This window comes from Chryseobacterium sp. WX (assembly GCF_029542485.1).
GTDB lineage: Bacteria > Bacteroidota > Bacteroidia > Flavobacteriales > Weeksellaceae > Chryseobacterium > Chryseobacterium cucumeris.
Window position 1 is genome coordinate 1,822,382 of the sequence record NZ_CP120710.1, and the last position, 26,276, is coordinate 1,848,657.

Genomic DNA, 26,276 nt, shown 5'->3' on the forward strand with positions numbered 1-26,276 from the left:
CATTGAACTGTCTCACTCTTAAACTCTAAGACTCTCCAACTTTTTTATTTTTTTGTTTTAAGAAATACTTTTTGAATCAAAAGCGTAATCCAAGTTCCGGCTACAAATGGGAAAGTAAATACTCCGCCCACCATATCCAGGCAGTGATTGTCTATTAAAAGATCATCAATGACAATGGTAATGAGAACGGCGATCAAGACCCATAAACCATCCGTTTTTTTGACTCCGGAAAAAACAATTGCGGAAAGCACTGCATTAAATCCAAATAATCCCATGTGAATTTCTTTGATGGGTTCGCCATTCAACTGTGATAATCCTGCACCCAAAATAGACGCTGCCAATCCATATAAAGCAGCTATCGGAGAGCTAATAAAAACAGCCAGAAAGAAAATAATCCCGGAAAGCACTCCTCCCTGAAATATCACTTCCCCAAAGCCATTGGTACAGGTAAGAAAGTCATCATATTCTGAAGGAACCACTTCACTGCTTAGCATTTCAGAAGGCGGAATATTGGTAAAATGATGGAGTACAAATACCAATATCCATGTAATAATGATAAAAGGAAAAGTAAACACCGGTATTTTCTTTTGGATAAAGAAATGCTGAATAACAGCCGCCAATGCACCGCCCAAAACTATTAAAATCCAGATCAGCAAGGTTGTCTCAAATAGAAATGCCAATGCTACCCCTACAAGAGCTGCACTGAAACCATAAAGTCCCGCATTGATTTCAGATTTGTCATAATTAAGCTTCATTGCGATAAAAGTTCCGGCTGCTGTTGAAAGCAATACGGCCACTCCACACTGCCAGCTTCCCATAAAAATTCCTATTAAAAACAGAAGTCCTGTCCATCTGTTTTCCTGGAGCATAATCTGCCCGATTCCTTTTAAAATATTGTCTAAAAAAGGCAGTTTTTTGAAAAATTCGTCCATAGTTTTTTTAATTTATTAATAATGGGGTTGTTGCTTGTTTTTCGTTGCTAGATGCGGGTTGCAAGTTACGAGTTGTGGGTTGCGGGTTGCGGGGATTAGATTAAGATAAAAGATATGAGATTGACAGTTCTTCTTTTTCAGCTTCAATTTTTTCTTCAACCTTAAAACTCTCAAACTCTCCCGCTCGAATCCCGAAACCCGTTTACCATCCAAGAAAGACCATTCCAACTCCGCAAACAGTTACTACTGCTCCGCTTACCACGCCCATATATCTTTCCAGTTTTTCTGTATTGAATAGTGTTGAGTAACCATAGCGTCCCAAAAGAACCATTCCAAGCATGGTCAACACTGTTGTTGCTGTGAAAGAAGTGACCAGTACCGCAATTTCTGACATTGAATGTTTTACTCCTGAATAAAATAATAGGGGAATCAAAGGTTCACTTGGTCCCATCACGAAAATCATGAACAGGACAAGCGGTGTTACCTTTATTCTTTTTTGAGGCATTACGATTTCGCTGTGGTTATGTTCGTATACGTACACATCATCACCCATTACATCAAAATGCTTATGCGGTTTGTTTCTGATCGCCTGGATGAGGCCGTACACAAGGTAAACACCGCCAAAGATCAGCAGTGCCCATCCTGAGAAATTCCCTCTCATATCCTGAAACCAGGAGATTTTATTCAGCTGCCATCCGAGGAAAACGCCGATAAAACCTAAAATCAGAGAACTGAATACGTGTCCGAAACCGCAGACAACCGTTAATATGGCTGTTTTCATGCCGCTCCACTTCTTAGATTTTGAGATCACTATGAAAGGCAGGTAATGATCCGGTCCTGAAGCGGTGTGTATAAAACTTATTGAAACGGCGCTTACAAGAAGTGCCCAAACTGTACTATCCATTTTTTATTAATTCTGTTATTTCAGATTCTTTATTAAGTTTTGGCTGAAGCCAATGGAAGATTTCTTTTTGTTAAGCGGTCAAAAGCCCGCTTCTTGACAAGGACCTCTTTTTACTCCAACGACCAGAGAATCTCCTGAATATGCAGGAAGAAGTTGTACATCAACTCTCCTCCATGTCCCAAAGCTCTTACTACAAAACCATTTTCATCCATTGCAGAAACCCCTACTTCCATTTGCTCATGGTGCTGTGCGGCGGCTTCAACAATCTCTTTAATCAATCCATTTTTGTCTACATTTTCCTTTGTACTATAGAAGATCAGAGTTCCCTGGTGCGTATACTGTTCCAGATTTCCGATGCTGCTGATCGGGATCATGTCAGGTTGAATCAGAACGTTATCTTTCACCACAAGCTTGTTGTTATGATAGATTTCCATGATATTCTGAAAACGTTTCAGTTTAAAAACTTCTCCATAATGTTTTCTCCCACAGGTAATAATCTCGCTGATGATGATCTGACTGTTTTTACCGACATGAATATTGGCTTTACTTTTAAAGTTGGAATCCTCGTGAGGAACAATCGGATGAGGAACATAAGCGAAAGAAGTTTCATCCTCCATAGAAACATTGAGTTCCTGAAGCGCTTTTTTCTGCATGTTGAAAAGCCTTTGGTAGGATTGTGACTGCAACTGAAGCGCAGCTCCTTTTTCAAGTGCAACATCCAAATGATAGTGATCTCCATCCAGAATTCCCGGAGAGGAGCTCATCACCATCTGATAGAGCTTTTTGTCACTTTTTCGCTGCCCAACAGAAACTACTCTGAAAGGAAGCGAGACATAAAGGTCTTTCACATAGGATTCTCCTCCCTTAAATCCTGCAATAATTTTTAAATGACTATCCATTTATCTTACCAAATTCGGTTCTTCAATTTCTTCTAAAAGGGCATATTTTTTAATCCAACCAATTACTTTATCCAGTCCTTCATCTGTTTTGAGGTTGGTGAACACGAAAGGATTTCCTTTTCTCATTCTTCGGGCATCATTTTCCATCACTTCAAGGCTGGCACCTACGTAAGGGGCAAGATCAATTTTATTGATGATCAGTAAATCTGATCTTGTAATACCAGGACCTCCTTTTCTAGGGATTTTTTCTCCTTCTGCTACGTCGATGATAAAGATGGTAACATCTGCAAGGTCCGGGCTGAATGTCGCTGAAAGGTTATCACCTCCACTTTCAATCAAAACCAGTTCGATTTCCGGAAAACGTGCTGCCAGTTCGTCTACCGCTTCAAGGTTCATACTTGCATCTTCACGGATGGCGGTATGAGGACAGCCTCCTGTTTCTACTCCGATAATTCTGTCATGAGGAAGAAGACTATTTTTCGCCATAAATTCAGCATCTTCTTTGGTATAAATATCATTCGTGATGACTCCAAGATCATAAGTCCCGAATAATTTTCTGCTTAAACGTTCCAATAATGCAGTTTTTCCTGAACCTACAGGTCCTGCTACTCCTACTTTTATATATTTTCTGTTTTCCATTTTATTTAAATTTTATTTTTTAACGCTATATGCGCTAATTTTTTTTGATTGTGAATATTTTTCGATCGCAAGGACGTTTCACTCAATGGGCAATTCGTCAATTTGCTCTTTTACCTTTTACCTTCTACGACATATAAAGTCTTGAATAAAGCCTCTCATGCTGCATACATCTGATATCAAAGGCCGTATTACAAAGTCCCACCATGTCTCTGTCCAGATCTATAGTTTCTAAAGCTGTTTTTTCCATGACGGGATATAGTGAAAATAGAATATCCTGTCCATCCAGCTGTCCAAGAGGAACAAGCTTTACAGCGTTGGTAATCATCCCGGCAACCGAAGTGTAATAAAATCCTAAAAGGGCTTCGAACAAAGGAATTTTCATTAAATAAGCATACACTCCGAACACAATACAGTAATGAGAATTGGCTTCTTTATGCTGAATGGCTTTCTCAAAAGCTTCCATTAAAGGAGAATTTTCTCTTCTTTTGAAGATTTTAATCAGTCTGAGACCCAGTTTCTGGCTCGCCTGGCGGATTTCCTTTGGACATTTTATAGCATTACATTCATTATCCAGTTCTAAAAGCTGCTGCAAATCTCCCTTTTGTGCTGCATCATAAGCCAGTTTTACAAAAGCACCGTCATTGAATTTAAGGTTGTACTGAAGCATGTTCTGTACAAATTCTTTCGCGGTTGCCAGATCATGTACAATTCTTTCCTGCACATACGTTTCAAGTCCGTTGGAATGGGTATATCCTCCGATGGGAAGTGTAGGATCTGCAAGGTGAAGCAATCCTGACAGGAAATTTATATTATTCATCTTTCGGAGCCGCCATTTTTAAGATTTTTGTAAAGATTGTGGAGCCGAGACTTCCATGTCCATGAGGCTCTACATTAGATTTAAGAAGATTAAGCAGTTTCACAGATTGTTTCTCCGGTTTGAAACCACTTGCTTCCAGCCATCTGAACATCGGCATTTCAAAAGGGAGCAAAACTTTGTCATTCTGAATAAAAAGCGGAATATGTTTGTTCCCGATCTCATAACATACAGTTCCCATTTCCAGCAGTGAAACTGGTGACATCACAATAGCTTCCGTTTCCAGAACGTTGATTGCAATTATTTTTTCGGCATCCTCAAAAAGAATATCTCCTTCACGTAATCGTTGTCCTTCTCTGAGAAATTTGATGGCAACATCAATTCCCTGTCTGGTTTTTTTACGCTGGATTCTTTTGGTGGTTTCAAACCATTCCAGATCAAGATAGTCTATGGCTTTCTCCGTAGGATTTTCAGCAAGATTGCCTATGATTTGATTAATGATCATTTTTGTTTTTTTTTCTGAAGTCTAAGTTTTTGGAGATTCCCACCCCGAATGTTGAACCGCTGATTCCTGCTACGTAGCTTTTCGTCCAGCCTTCTTCTTTTGTTTTGGTCTGAAGCATTGAAAGTTCTGCAAATTTGAATTTCAGGGCCCAGCCTCCTCCTAATACTATTCCGATCAAAGGATAGGCACGAAGACGGAATCCGTTAAAATTCTGCATAGCATCCGCTGCTGTTGAAAGTTGCTGTCCCCAAACATAGTGGGCATCCACCTGACCAATCAACATAAAATATTTTCCAAGCATTACTGAAGGACTATACCAGATTCCTGCTTCATTTTGCTTGTAAACTACATTGTGGTCCACTGTATTCTGCGAGTAAGCATAATTAACTCCGATAAGATCATTATTATTGATGAAGTACCCTACTCCAAGCGGTGCACTGGAAACGGTACTGCTGCTGCTTGATGGTGTTGTAATTTTAGAATAGTCTAATGAACCGTACACCATAAACTGCCCTTTTGGTCCGTCTTCATCACTTTTAAGCCTGTGTCCGCCCAAAAACTGGGCACTTACATTACCGGAAAGTAATGACATTCCGGCTATCGCAAGAGAAACAACTGTTTTATTTAAATATTTCATTTTACACTTAGTTCTATAATTGTTTAAAATAGAGTCTGATAAATCTTTTTTTGTTGTTAAATAGACCTAACAGGTTTTTGAAACCTGTTAGGTTTATTTGTAAAATTTATCTTAGAACAAGTAATACAACTGTGTTAAAGGAAGTGTTTCTGCCGGTTCACAAGTGATGTATTCTCCGTCTACCGTTACTTTATAGTTTTCAGGATTCACTTCAATTAAAGGTGTCTTATCATTATGGATAAGGTCTTTTTTACCAATATTTCTACAGTTTTTCACCGGAAGAATCATTTTTTCAAGTTTGTAAGAAGCAATGGTTCCATTGTCAATTGAGATCTGAGAAACGAAGTTCGCACAAGTACCAAACTTAGCTTTTCCATGGGCTCCAAACATATTTCTGTAAATAATAGGCTGAGGTGTTGGAATAGAAGCATTAGGATCTCCCATTTTAGCAGCAATAACAAATCCTCCTTTTACAATCATTTCCGGTTTTACTCCAAATAAGGCAGGTTTCCAGATCACCAAATCCGCTAATTTTCCTTCTTCAACAGATCCTACATATTCTGAAATACCGTGTGCTATAGCCGGGTTGATGGTATACTTCGCTACATATCTTTTTGCACGGTAATTGTCATTTCCACTGTCTTTATCTTCAGTAAGATCACCTCTCTGCTCTTTCATTTTACTTGCCGTCTGCCATGTTCTGGTAATCACTTCTCCTGGTCTTCCCATCGCCTGAGAGTCTGAACTCATGATACTGAAAACGCCCATATCATGAAGAATATCTTCTGCTGCAATGGTTTCGGGGCGGATACGTGAATCTGCAAACGCTACATCCTCAGGAATGTTTTTACTCAAATGATGGCAAACCATCAGCATATCCAGGTGCTCATCAATTGTATTTACGGTGTAAGGGCGCGTAGGATTTGTTGAAGCCGGCAATACATTCGGATACATAGCAGCTTTAATAATGTCCGGTGCGTGACCTCCACCTGCTCCTTCTGTGTGGAAAGTATGGATTACCCTTCCGTTGATGGCTCTCATGGTGTCTTCAAGGAATCCTCCTTCATTCAGTGTATCTGTGTGGATGGCCACCTGAACGTCATATTTATCGGCTACTTTCAATGCTGCATCAATGGTTGCAGGAGTTGCTCCCCAATCTTCATGGATTTTCACTCCCAAAGCACCTGCTTCCACCTGCTCTTCAATGGGTTCTTCAGCGGAACAGTTTCCTTTTCCGAAGAAACCAAGATTCATAGGATATTCTTCTGCTGCTTCCAGCATTTTCTGCATATTGAATCTTCCGGGAGTAACTGTTGTAGCATTGGTTCCGTCATTGGGGCCTGTACCACCACCAATCATTGTGGTGATTCCGCTGTAAAGAGATGTTTCAATCTGTTGAGGGCAGATGTAGTGAATGTGAGTGTCAATTCCTCCGGCAGTTACAATATATCCTTTCCCTCCGTGAACTTCCGTTGAGGCGCCGATGATCATATTAGGTGTTACACCGTCCATCGTATCAGGGTTTCCGGCTTTTCCGATTCCTACGATCTTTCCGTCTTTGATTCCGATATCTCCTTTTACAATTCCCCAATGGTCAATAATTACCGCTCCTGTGATGCAAAGATCCAGAACGCCTTCGTCTCTTTTGGCCGTGACATTCTGTCCCATCCCGTCACGAACGGTTTTTCCTCCGCCGAAAACGGCTTCGTCTCCGTAATGGGTGAAATCTTTTTCGATTTCAATAATAATTTCAGTATCGCCCAGTCTGATTTTATCTCCGGCTGTAGGACCTAATATATTGGCGTATTGTTTTCTGTCTACGTGTAAGCTCATCTTAATGATTTTTAAAGTTTAACTCTTCAACTTTTGCAAGGCTTACTTTTTTCTGTTCTTCAGAATCTACCTGCCCATCGACAAGATTATTGAAGCCCATTGCTTTTTTGGTTCCTCCTATTTCTACCAATTCCACTTCTTTTTCTTCTCCCGGTTCGAAACGTACTGCAGTACTTGCTACAATATTCAGTCTCTTTCCGAAAGCTTTTTCCCGGTCAAAGCTCATCGCTTTATTAACTTCAAAAAAATGGAAGTGTGAACCTACCTGAATAGGTCTGTCACCTGTATTGGTTACTTTTATTTTCACAGTTTCTCTGCCTTCATTGCAGATAATTGTTCCTTCTTTTACAAAAATTTCTCCTGGTATCATAATCAGTAGTATTAGCGGATTGGATTGTGTACGGTGACCAACTTTGTCCCATCCGGGAAAGTGGCTTCAATCTGAACATCGTGGATCATTTCTGAAACGCCTGGCATCACATCTTCTTTGGTCAGAAGGTTGGCTCCTTCCTGCATCAGTTCAGCTACTTTTTTCCCATCTCTTGCGCCTTCAAGCAGAAAGTGGCTGATCAGAGCTATTGATTCCGGGTAGTTTAATTTAAGGCCTCTTGCCTTTCTTTTCAGAGCGAGTTCGCCTGCCAGAAATAGCATAAGCTTCTCCGTTTCTCTCGGTGTTAAGTGCATAATATTTTTTATTTAAAATTGGACAAACAATATCCTATTCACCTCTCCGTAAAGGCAAACAGACATGTTCAAAAATGTAAATCGGGAATGATTTTTACTAGTCTGTACTCATGGGAATACAAACCATAGCGGATCATTAAAAATTAAAAAGAATTAGCAGCCCGCTATCTGCAGGGAATGATACAGAATGTACCTTGGCGCTGTAATGTAAATACGGTTTTGAACGGCCGCAACCCGTGTGTTGTAAGTATAATCTGCAAAGAAATAGTGTAACCACTGCTGTGCAAATATTGAATAATCAAATTTTACTTTCTCCCAGTCATTGGAATCCTGTACATCCTGCGCATCTGAAAAACTATAGATTTCAGGCTGGGTCTGCTGATCAGATTTCTGTTGTAAAAGATGAATTTTTGAAAGGATATCAGAATATGGCTGAGTTTTACCCTTGTGTGCAAAAAGACCTGCACACAACGTTGAGAAAAATATCACAAAAGAGAAAAATAAAACTCTTTTTTTCATACCTGATAATAATGATGTAAAATTAGAATAATCTGATCCCTCCGGGTATCAAAAAAATTATTTAAAATGTTCAAAATCGCAACAAAAGTGAATTTATATAATTTTAACATTCCATTATAAATCCCTTATTTACAGCCATTAATAGCTATTTTTAAACTATGACAAATATTTTATTGTCCTAATTCCTATAATTACAATAAAATGACGCATTTTTTTCTAAAAGCTAAAAAATCATCAAAACATCCCAGGATTTAATAAAATCTATCATCAAAAAAAGCTTAAATATCATCAGAAAATTCATTTTATATTTTATTTGACAAAAACAGATGTCATTTTTTCTTTCTTTATAATTATTGTAAATTTGTATACACATCTTATTTAATTTAATAAAATAATAAAACGTAATATGTCAAAAGCAATTTCGCAAGTACCATTAGCGGTAAACGAGCCTGTAAACTCATATGAACCGGGATCTCCGGAAGTTAAAAGCCTTATCGACACGTATAAAAAAATGTGGGCTGAAAAGGTAGAAATCCCAATGATCATCAACGGAAAAGAAGTAAAAACTGAAACAAAAGTACAGCTTCAGTCTCCACAGGATCATACGCATGATTTCGGATTCTACTATCAGGGTGGTATGCAGCATGTGGATGACGCTATCAACGCGGCATTGGCAGCTAAACAGGAATGGAATGAACTAGGCTGGGAACAGCGTGCAGCAATTTTCTTAAAGGCAGCTGATCTTTTGGCTGGTCCTTACAGAGATGTAATTAATGCAGCGACAATGATCGGACAGTCTAAAAATGTTCACCAGGCTGAAATTGATTCTGCTTGTGAGTTTATCGACTTCTTAAGATTCAACGTAGAGTTCATGACAGAAATGTATGCTGAACAGCCGGTTTCTGACAACGGAATCTGGAACCGTGTTGAGTACAGACCATTAGAAGGGTTCTGCTTTGCGGTAACTCCATTCAACTTTACAGCGATTTCAGGAAACCTTCCGACTTGTATGGCCATGCTAGGAAACGTAGTGGTTTGGAAGCCGTCTGACAAACAGGTATATTCTGCAAAAGTCATCATGGATGTATTAATTGAAGCGGGTCTTCCTGCAGGAGTTATCAACATGATCTTTACTGATGGAAAGGAAACTGCTGAAAAAGTATTAGCGCACAGAGATTTCGCTGGTCTTCACTTCACAGGGTCTACAAAAGTATTCCAGGGAATGTGGAAAATGATCGGTGATAATATCCACAACTACAGAACATATCCAAGAATCGTTGGAGAAACAGGGGGTAAAGACTTTGTGATTGCTCACCCTTCTGCTAACGTAGAAGCTGTAGCAACTGCATTGGTAAGAGGTGCTTTCGAATATCAGGGACAGAAATGTTCTGCTGCTTCAAGAGCTTATATTCCTAAGTCTCTTTGGGCTGATGTGAAAAAAGTGATGGAAGCTCAGATGAGCACCATCAAAATAGGTTCTCCGGAAGATCCTTCTAACTTCGTAAACGCTGTCATCGACAAGAATTCTTTCGAGAAATGTAAAGGATATATCGACAGAGCTAATGCTTCAGGTGAAGCTACTGTAGCTATCGGTGGTAAAGTAGATGATTCTAAAGGATGGTTTGTACACCCAACAGTAATTGAAACTACAAATCCTCAATACGAAAGTATGGTAGAAGAGATCTTCGGCCCAATCCTTTCTGTATTTGTATATGAAGATCAAGATTGGAAAGAGACCCTTAAGTTAGTAGATTCTTCTTCTCCATATTCATTGACAGGTTCTGTATTCTCACAAGACCGTTACGCAATTAACGAAGCTTACAAGGCTTTAGAGAACGCATCCGGTAACTTCTACATCAATGATAAACCAACAGGTGCCGTAGTAGGACAGCAGCCTTTCGGTGGTGGTAGGGCTTCAGGAACTAATGATAAAGCAGGTTCAAAAATGAATCTTCTAAGATGGACGTCTGTAAGAAGCGTAAAAGAGACTTTTGTTTCTCCAAAAAACTACAAATATCCATACCTTGGGTAATTAATAAATAATGAGTAATAGGCAATGAGTAATTGTTGTCAGTTCTTTGAATACAGCCTCGGAATTTCGGTTTCGGGGCTTTTTTGTGGCGTTTGGGAGTTTGAGAGTGGAGAGTATGGTGGCAATAAAGTATTCCGGATTATCACTTTAAACTTTAAACTCCTAATATCTAATCTCTGTTACCTGTTACCTAACATCTTTTAACAAACTTTACCGATATTTTACGATTCTTCAGACCCTGTTAGGAATAATTGTTGATTTTCATTAATACAACACCACAAAATAGAAGAATATGAAAAAGTTATTGCTAACAGCCGTTGGAATAGGAATATTTGCAGTGAGCTGTGGAACCAAAGAATCGACAATGTCAACGAGTAGCCGGGATTCAGCGGCAGTAGGTAATACGCAGAAAAGTATGACACCTTCCACTACTGATACAATGACTACAAAAATGACGAATCCTGATACTACCAAGATAAAAAGGGATTCTATGGCAACGTCTCCTGTCAAGTAGTAATGATAACATTCAATCTAAAAATGGAAATCTGCAGATGAAAGCTCTGCAGATTTTTTTTGTTGAAAGATCAAAAATTAAAATATGAAGTGATAATTAAGTTTTGTTTTGAAAGATGCTTATTTTTTTTAAGTTTTCCTAAAACAAATGGATAGATTATTTACGGTTAGCTAGGTTAAGCCCAGCCCTATTTGAATCTTATTAAAACATCTTTTATCTTTTATCTTTTATCTTTTAATTAAATCCTTATATTTGATTAACATCAACAATAAAAATTAACTATTATGAGAAAATTATGGATAGGAACAGTTCTTGGACTTCTTTTCCTTGGAAGCTGTGCTCAAAACAAAGAAAAAAGAGAGGAATATAAAGATGCTCACGATAAAGATTCTTTAAGAAACAGAATGGGTGATTCTGCCGTAGCGAACTCCATACCTTCACCCGCAACCTCCGATACTTCAAAAGTAAAAACCGACAGTATAAAAGTTAAATAAAATCACAAATCCACAGAAGTTCTGTGGATTTGCACTTAAAAAAACTTGACTGAAAAAAAACCGGGCAATCAACCCCGATTATTGCATATGGCAGATATTCTGATCAGAATATTTCCTTTAAAAATTTAAAAATGGGAATGCAGTTTCTCTTATAATGATCTTAGTTCAGAAATGAAATAAAAGCGATAAGCTGTAACAGAATTGTCTTGTGCACTGCGAAACTGGCGCAAAGATATGATAGCAAGGGTTTCCTTTAAAATAATAGGTTGTTCATTTTCATGAAAATAGCAATATAGAATTGAATAAAATGCCCGTTTTTAATCATTTTCGGGAAAATGACTACTTTTATATGATCCGGGTTCATTATCCAGATATTTAATGTAAGCTGATGGAGAATAGTCTGTGACCGCCTTAAAGACTGCTGCAAATTTACTGTGGGAAGAAAATCCGCATTCATCAGCAAGGATACTTATTTTATACTGTCTGTACTTCTCATCATTGATCAGTTTGTCTACAATATAATTGATTCTTAAACGGTTGACATAGGTTTTGAAATCCGCATTTTTATGCTGATTGATTACATACGAAAGATATTTTGTATTGGTATTCAGTTCACCTGCAAGAAAAGAAAGGGACATGCCTTTATTGTTATAAAGATCACCTTTTTCAAAATCCTCAAGCAGTTCCAGCAGTTTTGATTCTGTTTCAGGGGTCATCAGAGAATCATTTCTTCTTCTGTCTGTCTCTGAATCTTTCTCATCTATTTCTTCCACAAAAATATTGGAAAACTCAAAATCACCAGATTGTTTTAAAGGATAGTGTGTCCTGTTACCGATCATGTTAAACTGAGTTCTGATGATATTTCTAAGCTTTGACCGCTGTTTCTTCTGTTTCCTTCTAATAAAAATAAACAGACCAACCAATGAAATGGACAGAATGACAATAGCGGCATTCTTTACTCCATTCATCTGCGCATTTTTTTTGTTAGCCCTTCCTTTTGGATTTTCAAAATCTTTTATGGCAAAACTCTGGTTACGGGCTGCAATACTATCATAAGCACGTATATATTTCACCGCATATAATGAAGCTTTAAAATTGTCTCCAATTCCTTCGTAATAATCATTAATATTGGAATAAACAGCTTTTTTAAGCTTAAGGCTCCTGGATGTATCTGCAATTTTTTCTGCTTTTTTAAGATATAGCTCAGCATCTTTCCAATTTTTCTGCTTCAGGCGAATGCCTCCTAATCCATTATACACCAACCCCAGTGTACAGCTTCCATTGTTCAGCAGGCTTTCTGCTTTTCGATAATAGTCTTCGGAAACAGCATAATCATTAAGCTTGAAATAGACATCTCCCAGCAGCTGATAAGAAGCTGCGGCTGTTCTGTTTCCGTTCTGGCTGTTTATTTTTCCAAAATATTTCAGAGAAGACTCAATATTACGTATTGCATTGGGAAAATTTCCCATTTCCATTTCATAGAAGGCCATTTCCTGATTCAGCAATCCTGCGGCTTCACTCCTTTTATGAAAATCAACAATCTGACCTGAAGCCTGAAGTCCTTTTATAATATATTTTTTTGATCTTTCATATAACCCTACCTGTCTATATTGCCGCGCAAGTAATCTGGTCACCACAGCCATCCATTCCGGGTCATTGATCTGATTGATTACCGAGTGGGCATTTTCACTGTAACAGATTGCTTTTTTAAGTTCACCTGCATGATGGTATAATTCTGAAGAAAGTACCAGGCATTTTATTTTCTCTGAAGGTTTTTGCGCCTTCATATAGAGCGAATCTGCAGTTTTGATTGCTTTGGGTAAATCTTTATACGCTGTAACAGAAGAGGTCTTCTCACAGATAAGATCAAAGTTATTTTTTTTCTGAGCGAATATGGGAACTGCTGTTGCCAGCAGAAATAAAAATTGCAAAAGACTTTTAGGCATAGAAAAATAAATTATTATTTTGATTTTATAATAATTCATCATTGATTTCACGGAGTGTCTTTTTGTTTTTTACAAAACTAGTGATATTTTATTTTTTATTAAAATATTATATTGAAATTTAATCATTTAACCCAGAATAGCAATTTACATTAATTTTAATAATAAGACTAAAATAATAGATGATTATCTTTAATATAATCTGATGCCTGTTTTAAAACCAAAGTTCCTGTATAATTATTTTCAATATGAACGGCTCATGTGTCATCATATTTATTACATTTGCATGGAATAAAAAGTTTTTATGAAAAAAATAGCAATACTTTCCTCAATCTTTATAGGGGTGCTTGCGTGGGCACAGGGAATTAAATTTGAAGAAGGCAATTTTGCCTCTATTCTGGCCAAAGCAAAAAAAGAAAAAAAACTGGTCTTTATTGACGCATATGCTTCATGGTGTGGACCTTGTAAACTGATGGTTAAAAATATTTTTCCACTTCAGTCTGTAGGAGATTATTACAATTCTCACTTTATCAATGCTAAAATTGATATGGAAAAAGGAGAAGGAATTGAGCTGGCCAAAAAATATAATGTAAAAGCATTCCCTACTTACCTGTTTATTGATGGAAATGGTGAAGCTGTACACAGAACTTTAGGATATGTGGAAGAAAAAGACTTTATCCAGTTTGCAAAAGACGCGGAAGATCCAAACAAAAGACTGACTTCTCTGAAGCAACAGTTTGAAAAAGGAGAAAAAGATCCTGAGTTTTTAAAGAATCTTGCGGGCCTTACCATGTATAACGATGCTGAGTTTGCCGGGAAAGTTCTTAACCGTTACTTTCAGCAGAAAACAAGTTTAGACCAGGAAGATATCCAAATGCTTCTTTCAGGAGTACAAACTACAGATAGTCCTTTGTATAAAATTTTCCAGGATAAGAAAGCTGATATCGTTAAATTCTTCCCGGAAGATAAATATGAAAAGTTTGATAAAAATATTAAACTGAATACTGTTTCTAAAAAAGCCTATAATCCGGATACAAAGAAATGGGATGATAACTATTTCATGGCTGAAACCCAAAAATTTCTAAGCAAAGAGGAAGCTGACAAGATCTTAAAAAGAATGAAAGCCAACAGAGCTTTGAAGAATAAAGATATTCCTGAATACGAAAAACTAATTCTTGACCTTTACAAAGATTATTCTGCAGTTGGCTCTGAAGAACTGAATTCTCTTGCCTGGAACTTTTTTGAAAATGTGAGCAATAAAGCTTCTCTGGAAAAGGCCATTGCATGGGCGCAGGAATCTGTAAAGAAAGACCAGAACTTTGCCAATACAGATACCTTAGCTAATCTTTACAATAAGGTTGGTGATAAGAAAAATGCAAAAATATGGGCCGAAAAGTCTATTGAACTGGCAAAAAGCACAGGACAAGATTCTTCCGACACAGAAAAATTATTAAAAAGCCTTTAAATAAGGCTCTGTTTATAATACAAAAAACCGCAGAACTGAGGTCCTGCGGTTTTTGTTTATTTTATTAATACTTAATTATTATAGACTAAAACCTGCATCTTGGTAAGCATTGATTCTACGTCACCATTATATCCAGAGTAAGTAGTAGGATTTACATTTACTTTTGCAAGACCTGACCAGGCGGCATACTGAACTTTAAAAGTATATGTACCCGCAGGAAGCGTCACCGATTTTAGAAAAGTTACCGGTGTAGGAAGATCATTCAAACCTCCTCCAGCTCCTATTTTAGTGGTATAGGCTGATGATATTTTAACATTATTCTGTGCTAAAATAAAAACCCCCTGACTGGAAACGCCACCACTAGGGAAATTAGTGGCATATCCAAGAATGGTAAACAGAAAAGTTTGGGTACGTCCTGTTGGCACCGTTAAGGTAATTGTTACTCCAGGTACGTCAATTGTTGTTCCCTGAGCTGCGGTTGCTTCGGTAGTTCCCTGCACATAATAAGCACTGTTAATGGTTCCACTTATCGTATTCAGGGTTTGCCATGAAGGAGCTGCCGCTGCACCATTAGAAGTTAAAATCTGACCGGTGGTTCCTGCTGAACCTGCAGTTGTGGCATTTCCTCCTACATTTAATTCATTCACTACCTGTAATGCACCGTTAACGTGCAAAGTTTTCTGAGGAGTAGAGGTTTGTATCCCCACCTGCGCACAGAAGGATAAGGGAACTAAAAAAGTTCCAAGTAATAAATAGTTTTTCATTTCTTTGTTTTTAGAATTTTTAACAGAATAAAAATACAATAAAAAATAATCGAAAAAATTATAGTATAATAAATATTTTCAATCAAAAACAATAAATTATATCACAATCTCTATAATTTAAAACTAATAAAAAGTTAAAAGCTTTATATAGCAAAAAAACCTAAACTAAAGCCTATGGTTTTTATTTTGATCTTAATTATTATAGACTAAAATCTGCATCTTGGTAAGCATAGACTCTGTATCCCCATTATATCCACCGTAAGTAGTAGGATTTACATTTACTTTTGCAGTACCTGACCAGGCAGCATACTGTACTTTAAAAGTATATGTACCCGCAGGAAGCGTCACCGATTTTAGAAAGGTTACCGGAACGGGAAGGTCTACTAATCCTCCTCCATTTCCTATTTTGGTGGTATACGCTGACGATATTTTAACATTATTCTGGGCCAGAATAAAAACCCCCTGACTGGAAACGCCACCACTAGGGAAATTAGTGGCATATCCAAGAATGGTAAACAAAAAAGTTTGGGTACGTCCTGTTGGCACTGTTAAGGTAATTGTTGCTCCAGGTACGTCAATTGTTGTTCCCTGAGCTGCGGTTGCTTCGGTAGTTCCCTGCACATAATAAGCACTGTTAATGGTTCCGCTTATCGTATTCAGGGTTTGCCATGAAGGAGCTGCCGCTGCACCATTAGAAGTTAAAATCTGACCGGTGGTTCCTGCTGAACCTGCAGTTGTGGCATTTCCTCCTACATTTAATTCATTTACTACCTGTAATGAACCGTTAACGTGCAAGGTTTTCTGAGGAGTAGAGGTCTGTATCCCCACCTGTGCACAGAAGAATAAGGGAACTAAAAAAGTTCCAAGTAATAAATAGTTTTTCATTTTTTTGTTTTTAGAATTTTTAACAGAATAAAATTACAACAAAAAACAATTGAAAAAATTACAATACTATAACTATTTTCAATCAAAAAATAACAAATTATATTGTAATTTCTATAATTCAAAACTAATAAAAAGTTTAATGATCTTTTTCATATTCAAATACCCAAACCAATTATTACAGTTAACATAAAAAAGTTAAAAGCTTTATATAGCAAAAAACCATAAACAATAGTTTATGGTTTTTTGACTTATTTTTTATCCTAGTTATTATATATTAAAATCTGCATTTTGGTAAGCATACATTCTGTATCCAGATCATATCCTGAATATGTAGTCGGATTTACATTCACTTTCGCAAGACCGTACCAGGCAGAATACTGTACTTTAAAAGTATATGTACCCGCAGGAAGTGTTACCGATTTTAAAAAAGTTACCGGAACGGGAAGATCATTTAGCCCTCCTCCACCAACTCCGATCTTAGTTGTATAACCTGACGATATTTTAACGCCATCCTGTAACAAACTGAAGACCCCTTGTGAACTATTTCCTCCAGAAGGATAATTCGTAGCATATCCCAAAATAGTAAACAAAAGTGTCTGTGTTCTTCCTGCGGGAACTGTAATGGTATAGGTAATTCCCGGCACATCAATAGTAGCGCCCTGTGCTGCAGTCGCTTCTGTAGTTCCCTGAACATAGACTGCTTTACTGACACTTCCGCTTATTGTATTCAGAGTCTGCCATGAAGGGGCAGCCCCTGCTCCCTGAGAAGTCAAAATCTGGCCGGAGGTTCCTGCTGAGCCAGCTGTTGTGGCATTGCCTCCAACATTTATTTCATTCACTACTTGTAGTGAACCATTAACATGTAAAGTTTTTTGGGGAGTTGTCGTTTGTATTCCAATTTGTGAAAACAAGGATAATGGAACTAGAAAAGTTCCAAGTAATAAATTCTTTTTCATCTTGTTAAATTTAAAGTTAATATATCTTATAAATCATGTCAAATGTGCAACATAAATTTAAATAAAATATTGACACCGTAAACAAAAAAAGAAATAAAAATCAAACTCATAATAAAGTGAATTATAAGCTATTAAAAAAGTGAGCCGGACTCAATATCCGGCTCACTTTTTATAATTCAAAATTAATATTCAAAAAGAACACTACCCCATGTGAATCCACTTCCAAATGCTGAAAGAAGTACAAGATCACCTCTTTTTATTTTTCCCTGCTCAATTGCTTCGCTTAAAGCAATGGGAATAGAAGCTGCTGTTGTATTTCCATATTTCTGGATATTGTTGAAGACTTTCTCATTCGGTAATCCGAATTTTTCCTGTACAAACTGGGCAATTCTCAGGTTCGCCTGGTGCGGAATAAACATATCAAGATCTTCAACCGTCTTTCCGGCTTTGTTCAAAGCTTCCATCATGGTTTCGGGGAATCTTGTTACCGCATGCTTGAATACGAAGTTTCCATTCATGATCGGATATACTTCTTTGTTCGTTACATTTTCAGGATCTTTTCTCATTCTGTCACTCCATCCGAATTTTGAACCCGGGAACTGGGTACAAAGATCGTCAGCATATTTTCCTTCAGAATGCATATTCATCGCTAAAATATCTCCTGCATTTTCATCTTCTGATGCAGAAAGAACGATTGCTCCTGCCCCATCACCAAAAATAACCGACACTCCTCTACCTTCGTCAGAAAAATCCAGTCCGAAGGAGTGAACCTCTGCTCCTACCACAAGAATATTTTTATAGGTACCTGATTTGATGAATGCATTGGCCACACTCATAGAATACACAAATCCTGAACACTGATTTCTTACATCCAATGCTCCGATCGTATCACATCCCAGCATATCCTGAAGCAGGACACCACATCCCGGAAAATAATAATCCGGTGAAAGTGTTGCAAAAACAATGTAATCAATATCTTTTGAGGTAAGACCAGCATTACGGATGGCTTTTTCTGCAGCTTTAAAACCTAGATAAGCGCTGGTTTCCTGAGAGTCATATCTGTTTTTTCTGTGTCTTCTTTCCTTGATACCTGTTCTTTCCGTAATCCACTCGTCATTGGTAGTCATTAGTTTTGCTAAATCATCATTTGTAACAACGTTATCTGGAACATAAAATCCCACACCTTTTATTGTACTTTTAATCATATAGTTTTTTAATTTTGGCAAAGATAAAACTTATTTAACACATAGTTTTTCAAAATATTAGTATTTTTACTTTATGCCAATTGATACGATATACAGAACCTCCCAGTGCGAATGGGTAGATGTAGAGGCTCCTACTTTAGAAGACCTGAAATTTCTTCATGAAAGATATGAAATCAACAACCTTCTTCTGGAAGATACGATGGACCCTAATCACCTTCCGAAATATGAAGAAGACGGGAATGTAAAATTCTTTTTACTCCGAGAAAGTACCGAACTGGAAAGAAAGAATTTGAATACCATCAGTGATATCAGCACCAAAATCGGAATCTTTCTTGTGGAAAATACCATTATTACTATCCACAGGATGAAAACCAGAAGTATTTCCGAGACCAAAAAAAAAGTGTCTTTGATTCAGGAAGATCTTAAACCTCAGCAAATCATGCTGATGATTGCTATATTGATCATGAAAAGTTTTGATGATGAATCTTTAAGCCTGTTCGAAACGATGGACAATATTGAGAATGAGATTTTCCTTAAAAATACCAATCATACCAGCCAGATCCGCCGTCTTTACAAGCTGAAACGAAAATCTGGATTAAACTCCCGCGTACTGGTAATTTCTACAGATGCTATTGATAAATTTAAACTGCTGAATTTACAGGACTCAGAAATTGTCGATTTGAAAGATAAGCATAAGGATGTAGTTGCCGATTTTGATCATTTAAACATTCAGATTACCAACCTTATTTCCATGTTCCTGGCACTTTCGGACCAAAAAGCCAACCAGGTGATGAAGGTGTTGGCCATTTATTCTGTTTACTTTTTACCCATCACTTTCATTGCCGGGGTTTATGGGATGAATTTCGATAATATGCCTGAGCTTCATCATAAGTATGGCTATTTTATAACATTGGGAGCGATGGCTACTGTTGTGATCAGTACGTTTATTTACGTAAGGCGAAAACAGTGGTGATTCGTTTTTATATCAATACATAGGCACAAAGATTTTGATTACCCAATTGATCATCTTTGTCTTTTACCGGCACATCCTCAAAACAAAATACCATGACTACCGAAAACCTCAACAAAATTTTGGAAGATCCTTCTCTTTCACAGACATCCAAAGATAAATTGCTTGCTTTACACGGGAATATAGCTGCCAAAGAATTCTCTGATCTTCTGGATCAGTCCGGTAATCAGTATATAGAATTTGTACAGGAAGGTGGCGGTGTGTGGGGAAGCGCACTGGTAGGCTATCTTTATGGTCTGGAAATATTCGGGATCCGTTTTCTGAAAGTAGCAGGAACGAGTGCCGGAGCTATTAACACCATGCTTATTGCAGCCTGCAAAACCAAAGAAGAAGCTAAAAGTGAGCTGATCAAGGATATACTTTTCAGCTGGAATTTTGCGGATTTTATGGATGGGAAAACGTATGTAAAAACGACGCTCCATGCTTTGCTGAACAATAAGGATTTCTTTAAGATCAATGCTGTTATTGCCGTTATCCTTTTTATTATTCTGATCAGCATTCCTTTTCTGGCACCTTCAACTACGATCCAGAATGCCAAACTGATGTTTCTGATTCCCTTGATTCCGGCTGTCATCCTCTTTTTCTGCATCCAAAAACTGTATAATAATTTCAGGAAAGAAAACAGCGGACTGAATCCCGGAAATATTTTTCAAAATACCATGCAAAATGCTCTGGATCAATTTGGAATAAAAACAGTTGCCCATCTTAACGAAAAATTCATTCAGAAAGAAAAAGACCTTAATCTCAGCTACCGCTATGGGAACGGGCAGGAATATTATCTCATGGCTTTGCAAAGCATTGAAAAAATTAAAGTCAAAAATCAGGAACATATCGACCAAACCCGATACAGAATTTTCTACGAAAGCGCCGTCAACAATGATTATTATAAAAACAATCCCTTCTACCTTCTGAAGTCTGAATATGTAATTATTACCACAGATATCAATGCTAAAATTAAAGTAGAACTTCCTACGATGGCCAATCTCTACTGGTCGGAAGAGGAACTGAAGCACATCAGCCCTGCTGAATTTGTAAGGGCTTCTATGGCAGTTCCTTTTTTCTTTGAACCTTTCCAGAAACAAATCAATAAAGATGATGATTCTGTAAAATATGCATGGAGATACTGGATGAATACCCAACCTGAAGACATCAACCCTGCAGGAGTTTTCATTGATGGCGGCAGTATTTCCAATTTTCCTATTGACTTATTTCATGCTGATGAAGTTTTTTATCCGAGAATGCCACTTTTTGGGGTACAGCTAACCAGTGATTCTGCCATTCTTTCTGAAAAAGGGAAAACCAGTGAAGAAATTCTTAAAACACCGTTCAGCTATGCTGGAAATATCATCAGCACTCTGAAAGGGTTTAATGATAAAACATTCCTTACCAAACATACTTTTTATAAGCTATACAGCATACAGACCGTTAACTGTGGGACCAGCACCTGGCTGAATTTCTTTATGAAAAGAGAAGAAAAGGAAGAACTCTTCAACAGAGGTTTTCAGGCTGCCCTTGATTTTCTCAACACATTTGATTGGGAAAAGTACAAATATGAAAGAATGATGCTTACGATGAAGGAGAAAAAAATACTCAAAGAAGAGGATACTCCTACGGTGGGATAAGGATTTTAGCTTTTAAATTTAATCAACATTATAAATAAAATACGATGACGAAATACATCTGCCAATGCTGCGGTGAAGAGAAAGAAGACTGGCCTGCGATAGCCTATAATGCCCCTTATTTCTATTACTGCTTATCGGAAGAGGAGTTAAAAAATACTGAACTTACCTCAGATGTATGTGTCGTTGAAGATCCTGAAGATACCCATAGATTTATCCGTACTGTTCTGGTACAGGAAGTTACGGATGACTGCAGAGATCTGGATTATGGAATCTGGGTTTCACTGAGTGAAAAAAACTTTAATGAATATGTTGAAAACTATGATAACAAGGAATTTGAAGCTGAATATTTCGGATGGCTTTCCACTTATCTTCCGGATTATGAGTTTGAGGAAAGTGTTCCTACAACCGTGGTAGTCAATAATTCTATCGGGCGTCCATTTGTTTATCCTCACCAAAGCTATGAGCATCCGTTTGTACACGACTTTTATAATGGCATTACAAAAGAAGAAGCAGAGAAAAGAATAAATAGGGTTTTAAATAAAGAATAAATGAACTGGATTATCAGAAGTACAAAAAAGGTTAAATTCCATACCAATCTTCAAGAGGTTTTGAAACCTATATGGAATGATCTTGCCATTTATAAATGGATTTTGACGGATTTAGATTTTATATCTGATCAGACTCTTCCCATTAATTTTGATGAAGATTATTTTGTGTTGGATCATCCGGAATTTGAACAGCTCTATCAAAGTAATACTCAGATCATTTGGGGGATCATTTCAGCCGTTCCAAATACTATTGAACCCGATACTTCAGCCTTTTCTATCTTATCTGTTGAAGATACAAGTGTTTGGAAATCTGATCATTTTTTAATTCAGGAAAGCATTTTAGAAATTATTGCTTTTGACAGCGGATATACCCTTGTGAAATTTAAAGATATAAATCTTTCAGATACATTTAAAGAATACTTCCAGGAACAGGCAATAGATCTGCAGAAGTTCAACGAGAAATATAGAACTGGAGTATGAAAAAATTGATCTCAGAAAAATTTCATATTATTCTTTTGATACTCACTTTAGGATGTATCATATTCTGTTTAATTAGTGCCAATTTAGGAACTAATGGCATCCTTAAAAACCCTAAATATACCATTGGAGAAGCTATATCAGACTGGCATCACAAAAACAATAATGGTGTAGGAATAGATTAAAAATATGATGTTAATGGTATTATCTATTCTAAAATGGCCAATTTCTCTTATAAGAAAGGAGATAAATTTCTGATCATTTTTGATTCTATAAAACCCAATAATTCAGCGATACTTGACATCTATTCTATTGAAAACTACCTTATAGATGTAAAAGTTCCTTCAAAAGGCTGGAATATCAGGATGTTCCCTTTAATATTGACAGTAATACCATAAAGAAATATGTACAGGACTGGAATGTGGAACCTTTTGAATACATACAAAAGTAAATTGAACCCGTTTTAATTCAAGTTCAATTTTACTCTCATTCAGTTATAAATTGTCCAGAAACTCCAGATACATCGGAACACTTCTGTTGATCCATTCATCGGAAGAATCTCTCTCAATTCCATAATACACGAATGGTTTTTTATAATCGGCTTTTATATAATCGAAAGTCAGTTCATAAGGTCGGAAAAGTTCATTCATCGTGTATTTATATTCCCCTGTTTCAGAATATCCATCTTCATCTATTCCTGCGGTAACAGCCAGTGTCATTTTCTTTCCGGCCAGTTTGAAACCGCTGTTACTTCCATACGCCCAGCCGTATAAAACGACTTCATCCAGCCATTGTTTTAAAAGCGGCGGGCTGCTGAACCAGTAAAAAGGAAACTGAAATACAATCTTGTCATACGATTCCATCATCTTCTGCTCTTCTGCCACATTGATTTTTCCATCAGGATAAGCTTCGTACAGTTGATGAACTGTGTATTTTTCAGGATATTTTTTTAACTCGTCAATCCATTTTTTATTAATCACTGATTTTTCAATATCAGGATGGGTAACAATTACTAAAGTCTTCATTCTGTTTAAATTTCTGTTACAAAATTACAACATGTAACTTACATTTTGTACATTAGCAACCTATTGTATGGTACTATAAAAAATGTAAGTAATGACTAAAATAAAGGAAACCTCTACCAATTTTGCCAATAAGAAAGCCCTTGCTGATGAATGTCCGGAAATCTATGCCTCCAACACTATCGGAGGGCAATGGGCATTGGCCATCTGTTGTTATCTGATCAATGGGAAAATGAGATTCGGAGAACTTAGAAAAAAGCTTCAAAATATTACTGAACGTATGCTTACACTTCAGCTCCGCAGACTGGAAGAAGACAAAATTATTACCAGAACCGTATATGCAGAAGTTCCGCCAAGAGTAGAATATGAACTTACAGAAATTGGCTATAAGTTGAAGCCTATCATTCTTGAATTTGAAAAATGGGGAAATGAGCATAAAGAACTGATGAAACAAGCATCAAAAGATAATTGAAAAATGAGATTCCTGCGGAATGACTGAGTGTATGCATAATGTTAAATACTTCTATCTGTCACTCCGTAGTAATCCCTATATATTATTTCACTGTTTTTTCTTCCACAAAGGCTTTTGAGCTAATACTTTTGCGTGAATCGGGCAGCTTTCATGATGAGCGCCTTTTAGATATCCGGTGCTCATAAGAAATTCGTTTACAATTTCTCCACCAGTGAATTTGAATGTTTTTTTGAAAAGCTTCATCCATTCCTGCAAAGTCAGTGGATGATGATGCTCCAGCCATTTTTCAAAAGAACCAAATTCCTTTTGTAATGCAATGATTGTTTTAGCATTTTCAATGGCAGCATTTACTTTTAGCTTATTCCTTATAATTCCCGGATCGCTCAATAATCTTTCACGGTCTTCTTCTGTATAATCTGCTATTTTCTGAATATCAAATTGGTCATATGCTTTTCTGAAACTCTCTTCTTTTTTCAGAACCGTTTCCCAGCTTAATCCTGCCTGATTGATTTCAAGAATCAGTCTTCCAAACAATTCATTATCATCATGAATAGGAAACCCATAATAATGGTCATGGTAATTTTTGTGCAGTTCTTTTCTACTTTCGGGCTGCATTCCTTCTATTGCTAAACAATAACTCATTACAATATATTTTCTGTTTTCGTTAAAAATTTGTCCACGGCTTCGTTAATATTAATTCCTGTACGGTCTGCCAGAACAATCAGCCACCAGATATTTTCGGCTAATTTATGCTCCAGTTCTTCTGCTGAATCTTTCTTCAGCCATGTTTTCTGATGGGACATTACATTCCTCCCTACCAATCCGGCATCGGTAAGATATGCAAGTGCATCTTCTTCCAATGACCATTCTTTTCCGTTGCTTTTTATTTCCAGCTGATGATACTTCTCTCTGATGTCTAAAGAACGTTTGACGATGGTATCAAAATTATTGGTGTCCATATTTCTCTGTTTTTAAGTAAAGACTTTCGAAAGGTAAAAATAAACCAGAGTTGTGACAACTGTCCGTCAGTAGTGATTTCAATTTTTAAATGTAATCATAATTCCCTTCATTTGATCTTCTTTTGCCCAGAATATTTAGTAGTTTTGAGAAGTTAAAAACGACATCATGAAATCTGTGTTTTTCTTTCTTTTTATTATATGTTCGCTCCTCTTCAAAGCACAGAATTTATATTCAAAAGCGTATGGAAATCCCCAAAACCCACCTGTTATTTTTATCCATGGCGGACCAAGCGGAGATGCTACTTTGTTTGAAGGAACTACCGCTCACATGCTTGCTAATAAAGGATTTTATGTGATCGTTTATGACAGACGCGGTGAAGGGCGCTCAAAGGATGAGAATGCTACCATGACATTCAAAGAAAGTTTTGAGGATTTAAAAGATATTTACACCACTTATCACCTCCAAAATGCAAATATACTTGCCCATAGTTTTGGTGGGATCATCGGGACTTTATTTACAGATCAGTTTCCTGAAAAAGTAAAAACACTTACATTGGCAGGAGCTTTATTTACCCAACAGGAAACCTATGATCATATTTTAAAACAGGCTAAAGAACATTTTAAAAATGATGCTGCTCAGCTTCAAGAGATTTCACAAATAGAAAGTCTGGAGAAAAATTCTGCTGCTTACAGAAAAAGATGCTATGATATGGCCGGGAAACTTGGCTTCTTTGATATGCCTCATCCTACTCCTGAAAGTGAAATGCTGAGAACGGAATACAACACAGGCGAATTTTACAAAAACAATATAAGAAATGCTGAGTCTCCTATTAAATTCTATCAAAATGAGCCTCAGAATAATCTGGATAATACCTCGGTTTTAAAAGATATTCGAAAAAAAGGAATTCCCGTTTTTGCAGTGTATGGTAAGAATGACGGCATATTTTCAGAAAAACAGATGAATGATCTCAAAAATATAGTTGGAAAGACAAATTTCAGACTCATTGATAACTGTTCCCATTACTTATTTGTTGATCAGCAAAACGATTTTTTAGAATTTATTAAGCTTACATTGAAATAAAGTGTAGTTTTGTAATCATGCACAATTCAGGAGTCCATATGAAAACCTATAAAGCAATCATTACGATGCTTATTTTGGTGTTTTCATTATCTCCTTGTTCTGTAAAAAGAAATGTTCTTGATATTTTTGACATTCAGTTCATAAGCGGACTGAATAAGATTAAAACAACCTCTTCAATTTCCTTTAGCTGTGATGTGGCATCTGCTACTTCCGGAATTTCGGTTTCAAAAAACAAAACTCAGAGCCAATACAAAAATTCTTTTCCTGGTTTTTCTTCAACAACCGGAAATTCTGTCGAAAAAAAGATTTCTTTCAATAACTACTCAGGGCATTCTACAGGTAACAGCCCACCGAAATATATTTTATTTAAAAGACTGAAGCTTAATCTGGTTTAAACTTTTTTTAAATCGAATTAAAAATCAGTTTTTTACAATACAATAG

Annotated in this window: 32 protein-coding genes; 13 read left to right on the forward strand and 19 right to left on the reverse strand. The window is 36.9% G+C overall.

Translation table 11 applies throughout. The features are described from left to right. Nucleotides 1-44: 44 nt before the first annotated feature. From PZ898_RS08170 to PZ898_RS08220, 11 genes are all read right to left on the reverse strand, one after another. Nucleotides 45-932 (reverse strand): urea transporter, encoded by an 888-nt coding sequence (locus PZ898_RS08170; RefSeq protein ID WP_277695272.1) that lies wholly within the window; start codon nucleotides 930-932, stop codon nucleotides 45-47. 202 nt (nucleotides 933-1,134) lie between these two features. Further along, nucleotides 1,135-1,836, reverse strand: coding sequence for a hypothetical protein (locus PZ898_RS08175; protein WP_120231868.1), 702 nt, complete (start codon nucleotides 1,834-1,836; stop codon nucleotides 1,135-1,137). Between the two features lie 110 nt (nucleotides 1,837-1,946). After that, nucleotides 1,947-2,735, reverse strand: a complete 789-nt coding sequence (locus tag PZ898_RS08180) for an urease accessory protein UreD (RefSeq protein WP_277695273.1) — start codon at nucleotides 2,733-2,735, stop codon at nucleotides 1,947-1,949. After that, on the reverse strand, nucleotides 2,736-3,374 hold the full coding sequence (gene ureG, locus PZ898_RS08185) for an urease accessory protein UreG (protein WP_047094673.1): 639 nt from the start codon (nucleotides 3,372-3,374) through the stop codon (nucleotides 2,736-2,738). 124 nt (nucleotides 3,375-3,498) lie between these two features. Then, the gene (locus PZ898_RS08190; RefSeq protein ID WP_120231870.1) at nucleotides 3,499-4,191 is read right to left on the reverse strand and encodes an urease accessory protein UreF; all 693 of its coding nucleotides are present in this window, start codon (nucleotides 4,189-4,191) and stop codon (nucleotides 3,499-3,501) included. Continuing rightward, complete coding sequence (ureE, locus tag PZ898_RS08195; protein ID WP_062674602.1) at nucleotides 4,184-4,693, reverse strand: urease accessory protein UreE; 510 nt, start codon at nucleotides 4,691-4,693, stop codon at nucleotides 4,184-4,186. The genes PZ898_RS08190 and ureE overlap by 8 nt, the downstream gene beginning before the upstream one ends. Further along, on the reverse strand, nucleotides 4,683-5,330 hold the full coding sequence (locus PZ898_RS08200) for a hypothetical protein (protein WP_062674600.1): 648 nt from the start codon (nucleotides 5,328-5,330) through the stop codon (nucleotides 4,683-4,685). The genes ureE and PZ898_RS08200 overlap by 11 nt, the downstream gene beginning before the upstream one ends. 111 nt (nucleotides 5,331-5,441) lie before the next feature. Then, a complete protein-coding gene (gene ureC / locus PZ898_RS08205) occupies nucleotides 5,442-7,163 on the reverse strand; it encodes an urease subunit alpha (protein ID WP_062674599.1) in 1,722 nt (573 codons plus the stop codon). Between the two features lies 1 nt (nucleotide 7,164). After that, the gene (ureB, locus tag PZ898_RS08210; RefSeq protein WP_034697259.1) at nucleotides 7,165-7,533 is read right to left on the reverse strand and encodes an urease subunit beta; all 369 of its coding nucleotides are present in this window, start codon (nucleotides 7,531-7,533) and stop codon (nucleotides 7,165-7,167) included. 11 nt (nucleotides 7,534-7,544) lie between these two features. Next, nucleotides 7,545-7,847, reverse strand: a complete 303-nt coding sequence (gene ureA, locus PZ898_RS08215; RefSeq protein WP_034697260.1) for an urease subunit gamma — start codon at nucleotides 7,845-7,847, stop codon at nucleotides 7,545-7,547. 153 nt (nucleotides 7,848-8,000) lie between these two features. Beyond that, nucleotides 8,001-8,366 (reverse strand): hypothetical protein, encoded by a 366-nt coding sequence (locus tag PZ898_RS08220; RefSeq protein ID WP_277695274.1) that lies wholly within the window; start codon nucleotides 8,364-8,366, stop codon nucleotides 8,001-8,003. A 406-nt stretch (nucleotides 8,367-8,772) separates the two neighbouring features. On the opposite strand from PZ898_RS08220, the gene pruA reads away from it, so the two are divergent. From pruA to PZ898_RS08235, 3 genes are all read left to right on the forward strand, one after another. Continuing rightward, complete coding sequence (gene pruA, locus PZ898_RS08225) at nucleotides 8,773-10,398, forward strand: L-glutamate gamma-semialdehyde dehydrogenase (RefSeq protein ID WP_062674595.1); 1,626 nt, start codon at nucleotides 8,773-8,775, stop codon at nucleotides 10,396-10,398. A 364-nt stretch (nucleotides 10,399-10,762) separates the two neighbouring features. Next, nucleotides 10,763-10,912 carry a hypothetical protein gene (locus tag PZ898_RS08230; protein WP_277695276.1) on the forward strand — a complete coding sequence of 50 codons (150 nt, stop codon included), beginning with the start codon at nucleotides 10,763-10,765 and terminating at the stop codon, nucleotides 10,910-10,912. Nucleotides 10,913-11,196: 284 nt separating this feature from the next. Continuing rightward, nucleotides 11,197-11,406: a hypothetical protein gene (locus tag PZ898_RS08235; RefSeq protein ID WP_062674591.1), complete on the forward strand. Its 210-nt coding sequence runs from the start codon at nucleotides 11,197-11,199 to the stop codon at nucleotides 11,404-11,406. 317 nt (nucleotides 11,407-11,723) lie between these two features. Here PZ898_RS08235 and PZ898_RS08240 read toward each other — a convergent pair whose 3' ends face one another. Next, nucleotides 11,724-13,352: an AraC family transcriptional regulator gene (locus PZ898_RS08240; RefSeq protein ID WP_277695277.1), complete on the reverse strand. Its 1,629-nt coding sequence runs from the start codon at nucleotides 13,350-13,352 to the stop codon at nucleotides 11,724-11,726. Nucleotides 13,353-13,653: 301 nt separating this feature from the next. On the opposite strand from PZ898_RS08240, the gene PZ898_RS08245 reads away from it, so the two are divergent. Beyond that, a complete protein-coding gene (locus PZ898_RS08245; RefSeq protein WP_277695278.1) occupies nucleotides 13,654-14,814 on the forward strand; it encodes a thioredoxin fold domain-containing protein in 1,161 nt (386 codons plus the stop codon). Nucleotides 14,815-14,885: 71 nt separating this feature from the next. On the opposite strand, the gene PZ898_RS08250 is transcribed toward PZ898_RS08245, so the two are convergent. The 4 genes from PZ898_RS08250 to PZ898_RS08265 all read right to left on the reverse strand — a co-directional run bounded on the left by PZ898_RS08250 (nucleotide 14,886) and on the right by PZ898_RS08265 (nucleotide 18,624). Continuing rightward, entirely contained in the window at nucleotides 14,886-15,578 is a 693-nt protein-coding gene (locus PZ898_RS08250; RefSeq protein WP_131797515.1) for a hypothetical protein, read from the reverse strand. A gap of 192 nt (nucleotides 15,579-15,770) precedes the next feature. Continuing rightward, nucleotides 15,771-16,463 carry a hypothetical protein gene (locus PZ898_RS08255; protein WP_277695279.1) on the reverse strand — a complete coding sequence of 231 codons (693 nt, stop codon included), beginning with the start codon at nucleotides 16,461-16,463 and terminating at the stop codon, nucleotides 15,771-15,773. Between the two features lie 260 nt (nucleotides 16,464-16,723). Continuing rightward, nucleotides 16,724-17,419, reverse strand: a complete 696-nt coding sequence (locus PZ898_RS08260) for a hypothetical protein (protein WP_216444154.1) — start codon at nucleotides 17,417-17,419, stop codon at nucleotides 16,724-16,726. 182 nt (nucleotides 17,420-17,601) lie between these two features. Then, nucleotides 17,602-18,624, reverse strand: coding sequence for a beta-ketoacyl-ACP synthase III (locus PZ898_RS08265; RefSeq protein ID WP_062674578.1), 1,023 nt, complete (start codon nucleotides 18,622-18,624; stop codon nucleotides 17,602-17,604). A gap of 73 nt (nucleotides 18,625-18,697) precedes the next feature. Between PZ898_RS08265 and PZ898_RS08270 the strand changes: the two genes are divergently transcribed. The 6 genes from PZ898_RS08270 to PZ898_RS08295 all read left to right on the forward strand — a co-directional run bounded on the left by PZ898_RS08270 (nucleotide 18,698) and on the right by PZ898_RS08295 (nucleotide 22,699). Beyond that, nucleotides 18,698-19,597: a CorA family divalent cation transporter gene (locus PZ898_RS08270; RefSeq protein ID WP_062674576.1), complete on the forward strand. Its 900-nt coding sequence runs from the start codon at nucleotides 18,698-18,700 to the stop codon at nucleotides 19,595-19,597. Between the two features lie 92 nt (nucleotides 19,598-19,689). Next, complete coding sequence (locus tag PZ898_RS08275) at nucleotides 19,690-21,276, forward strand: patatin-like phospholipase family protein (RefSeq protein WP_277695280.1); 1,587 nt, start codon at nucleotides 19,690-19,692, stop codon at nucleotides 21,274-21,276. Between the two features lie 44 nt (nucleotides 21,277-21,320). Further along, nucleotides 21,321-21,824: a DUF2199 domain-containing protein gene (locus tag PZ898_RS08280; RefSeq protein WP_277695281.1), complete on the forward strand. Its 504-nt coding sequence runs from the start codon at nucleotides 21,321-21,323 to the stop codon at nucleotides 21,822-21,824. Further along, the gene (locus PZ898_RS08285; protein WP_277695282.1) at nucleotides 21,825-22,304 is read left to right on the forward strand and encodes a hypothetical protein; all 480 of its coding nucleotides are present in this window, start codon (nucleotides 21,825-21,827) and stop codon (nucleotides 22,302-22,304) included. After that, complete coding sequence (locus tag PZ898_RS08290) at nucleotides 22,301-22,486, forward strand: hypothetical protein (protein WP_277695283.1); 186 nt, start codon at nucleotides 22,301-22,303, stop codon at nucleotides 22,484-22,486. The genes PZ898_RS08285 and PZ898_RS08290 overlap by 4 nt, the downstream gene beginning before the upstream one ends. Nucleotides 22,487-22,519: 33 nt before the next feature. Next, nucleotides 22,520-22,699, forward strand: a complete 180-nt coding sequence (locus PZ898_RS08295; protein WP_277695284.1) for a hypothetical protein — start codon at nucleotides 22,520-22,522, stop codon at nucleotides 22,697-22,699. Nucleotides 22,700-22,795: 96 nt separating this feature from the next. Here PZ898_RS08295 and PZ898_RS08300 read toward each other — a convergent pair whose 3' ends face one another. After that, a complete protein-coding gene (locus tag PZ898_RS08300; RefSeq protein WP_120231883.1) occupies nucleotides 22,796-23,326 on the reverse strand; it encodes an NAD(P)H-dependent oxidoreductase in 531 nt (176 codons plus the stop codon). A 91-nt stretch (nucleotides 23,327-23,417) separates the two neighbouring features. Here PZ898_RS08300 and PZ898_RS08305 point away from each other — a divergent pair, with 91 nt between their 5' ends. Beyond that, on the forward strand, nucleotides 23,418-23,795 hold the full coding sequence (locus PZ898_RS08305; RefSeq protein ID WP_062674569.1) for a helix-turn-helix domain-containing protein: 378 nt from the start codon (nucleotides 23,418-23,420) through the stop codon (nucleotides 23,793-23,795). An 87-nt stretch (nucleotides 23,796-23,882) separates the two neighbouring features. On the opposite strand, the gene PZ898_RS08310 is transcribed toward PZ898_RS08305, so the two are convergent. Both PZ898_RS08310 and PZ898_RS08315 read right to left on the reverse strand, forming a co-directional pair. Then, the gene (locus tag PZ898_RS08310; RefSeq protein ID WP_062674568.1) at nucleotides 23,883-24,437 is read right to left on the reverse strand and encodes a DNA-3-methyladenine glycosylase I; all 555 of its coding nucleotides are present in this window, start codon (nucleotides 24,435-24,437) and stop codon (nucleotides 23,883-23,885) included. After that, a complete protein-coding gene (locus PZ898_RS08315; RefSeq protein ID WP_216444149.1) occupies nucleotides 24,437-24,754 on the reverse strand; it encodes a MazG-like protein in 318 nt (105 codons plus the stop codon). The genes PZ898_RS08310 and PZ898_RS08315 overlap by 1 nt, the downstream gene beginning before the upstream one ends. A gap of 166 nt (nucleotides 24,755-24,920) precedes the next feature. Here PZ898_RS08315 and PZ898_RS08320 point away from each other — a divergent pair, with 166 nt between their 5' ends. Continuing rightward, a complete protein-coding gene (locus PZ898_RS08320; protein ID WP_277695285.1) occupies nucleotides 24,921-25,835 on the forward strand; it encodes an alpha/beta hydrolase in 915 nt (304 codons plus the stop codon). Nucleotides 25,836-25,873: 38 nt separating this feature from the next. Next, nucleotides 25,874-26,230 (forward strand): hypothetical protein, encoded by a 357-nt coding sequence (locus tag PZ898_RS08325; protein ID WP_148045404.1) that lies wholly within the window; start codon nucleotides 25,874-25,876, stop codon nucleotides 26,228-26,230. The last annotated feature ends 46 nt before the right edge of the window (nucleotides 26,231-26,276 follow it).

Coding starts and splice junctions, on each gene's coding strand:
- PZ898_RS08260 (WP_216444154.1), bottom strand. CDS start 17,419: ATGAAAAAGAATTTATTACTTGGAACTTTTCTAGTTCCATTATCCTTG.
- PZ898_RS08180 (WP_277695273.1), bottom strand. CDS start 2,735: ATGGATAGTCATTTAAAAATTATTGCAGGATTTAAGGGAGGAGAATCC.
- ureE (WP_062674602.1), bottom strand. CDS start 4,693: ATGATCATTAATCAAATCATAGGCAATCTTGCTGAAAATCCTACGGAG.
- PZ898_RS08190 (WP_120231870.1), bottom strand. CDS start 4,191: ATGAATAATATAAATTTCCTGTCAGGATTGCTTCACCTTGCAGATCCT.
- PZ898_RS08220 (WP_277695274.1), bottom strand. CDS start 8,366: ATGAAAAAAAGAGTTTTATTTTTCTCTTTTGTGATATTTTTCTCAACG.
- PZ898_RS08170 (WP_277695272.1), bottom strand. CDS start 932: ATGGACGAATTTTTCAAAAAACTGCCTTTTTTAGACAATATTTTAAAA.
- PZ898_RS08320 (WP_277695285.1), top strand. CDS start 24,921: ATGAAATCTGTGTTTTTCTTTCTTTTTATTATATGTTCGCTCCTCTTC.
- PZ898_RS08300 (WP_120231883.1), bottom strand. CDS start 23,326: ATGAAGACTTTAGTAATTGTTACCCATCCTGATATTGAAAAATCAGTG.
- PZ898_RS08315 (WP_216444149.1), bottom strand. CDS start 24,754: ATGGACACCAATAATTTTGATACCATCGTCAAACGTTCTTTAGACATC.
- PZ898_RS08265 (WP_062674578.1), bottom strand. CDS start 18,624: ATGATTAAAAGTACAATAAAAGGTGTGGGATTTTATGTTCCAGATAAC.
- PZ898_RS08235 (WP_062674591.1), top strand. CDS start 11,197: ATGAGAAAATTATGGATAGGAACAGTTCTTGGACTTCTTTTCCTTGGA.
- PZ898_RS08290 (WP_277695283.1), top strand. CDS start 22,301: ATGAAAAAATTGATCTCAGAAAAATTTCATATTATTCTTTTGATACTC.
- PZ898_RS08230 (WP_277695276.1), top strand. CDS start 10,763: ATGTCAACGAGTAGCCGGGATTCAGCGGCAGTAGGTAATACGCAGAAA.
- PZ898_RS08295 (WP_277695284.1), top strand. CDS start 22,520: ATGGCCAATTTCTCTTATAAGAAAGGAGATAAATTTCTGATCATTTTT.
- ureB (WP_034697259.1), bottom strand. CDS start 7,533: ATGATACCAGGAGAAATTTTTGTAAAAGAAGGAACAATTATCTGCAAT.
- PZ898_RS08325 (WP_148045404.1), top strand. CDS start 25,874: ATGAAAACCTATAAAGCAATCATTACGATGCTTATTTTGGTGTTTTCA.
- PZ898_RS08280 (WP_277695281.1), top strand. CDS start 21,321: ATGACGAAATACATCTGCCAATGCTGCGGTGAAGAGAAAGAAGACTGG.
- PZ898_RS08310 (WP_062674568.1), bottom strand. CDS start 24,437: ATGAGTTATTGTTTAGCAATAGAAGGAATGCAGCCCGAAAGTAGAAAA.
- ureA (WP_034697260.1), bottom strand. CDS start 7,847: ATGCACTTAACACCGAGAGAAACGGAGAAGCTTATGCTATTTCTGGCA.
- ureC (WP_062674599.1), bottom strand. CDS start 7,163: ATGAGCTTACACGTAGACAGAAAACAATACGCCAATATATTAGGTCCT.
- PZ898_RS08200 (WP_062674600.1), bottom strand. CDS start 5,330: ATGAAATATTTAAATAAAACAGTTGTTTCTCTTGCGATAGCCGGAATG.
- PZ898_RS08285 (WP_277695282.1), top strand. CDS start 21,825: ATGAACTGGATTATCAGAAGTACAAAAAAGGTTAAATTCCATACCAAT.
- pruA (WP_062674595.1), top strand. CDS start 8,773: ATGTCAAAAGCAATTTCGCAAGTACCATTAGCGGTAAACGAGCCTGTA.
- PZ898_RS08305 (WP_062674569.1), top strand. CDS start 23,418: ATGACTAAAATAAAGGAAACCTCTACCAATTTTGCCAATAAGAAAGCC.
- PZ898_RS08270 (WP_062674576.1), top strand. CDS start 18,698: ATGCCAATTGATACGATATACAGAACCTCCCAGTGCGAATGGGTAGAT.
- PZ898_RS08240 (WP_277695277.1), bottom strand. CDS start 13,352: ATGCCTAAAAGTCTTTTGCAATTTTTATTTCTGCTGGCAACAGCAGTT.
- PZ898_RS08245 (WP_277695278.1), top strand. CDS start 13,654: ATGAAAAAAATAGCAATACTTTCCTCAATCTTTATAGGGGTGCTTGCG.
- ureG (WP_047094673.1), bottom strand. CDS start 3,374: ATGGAAAACAGAAAATATATAAAAGTAGGAGTAGCAGGACCTGTAGGT.
- PZ898_RS08275 (WP_277695280.1), top strand. CDS start 19,690: ATGACTACCGAAAACCTCAACAAAATTTTGGAAGATCCTTCTCTTTCA.
- PZ898_RS08250 (WP_131797515.1), bottom strand. CDS start 15,578: ATGAAAAACTATTTATTACTTGGAACTTTTTTAGTTCCCTTATCCTTC.
- PZ898_RS08175 (WP_120231868.1), bottom strand. CDS start 1,836: ATGGATAGTACAGTTTGGGCACTTCTTGTAAGCGCCGTTTCAATAAGT.
- PZ898_RS08255 (WP_277695279.1), bottom strand. CDS start 16,463: ATGAAAAACTATTTATTACTTGGAACTTTTTTAGTTCCCTTATTCTTC.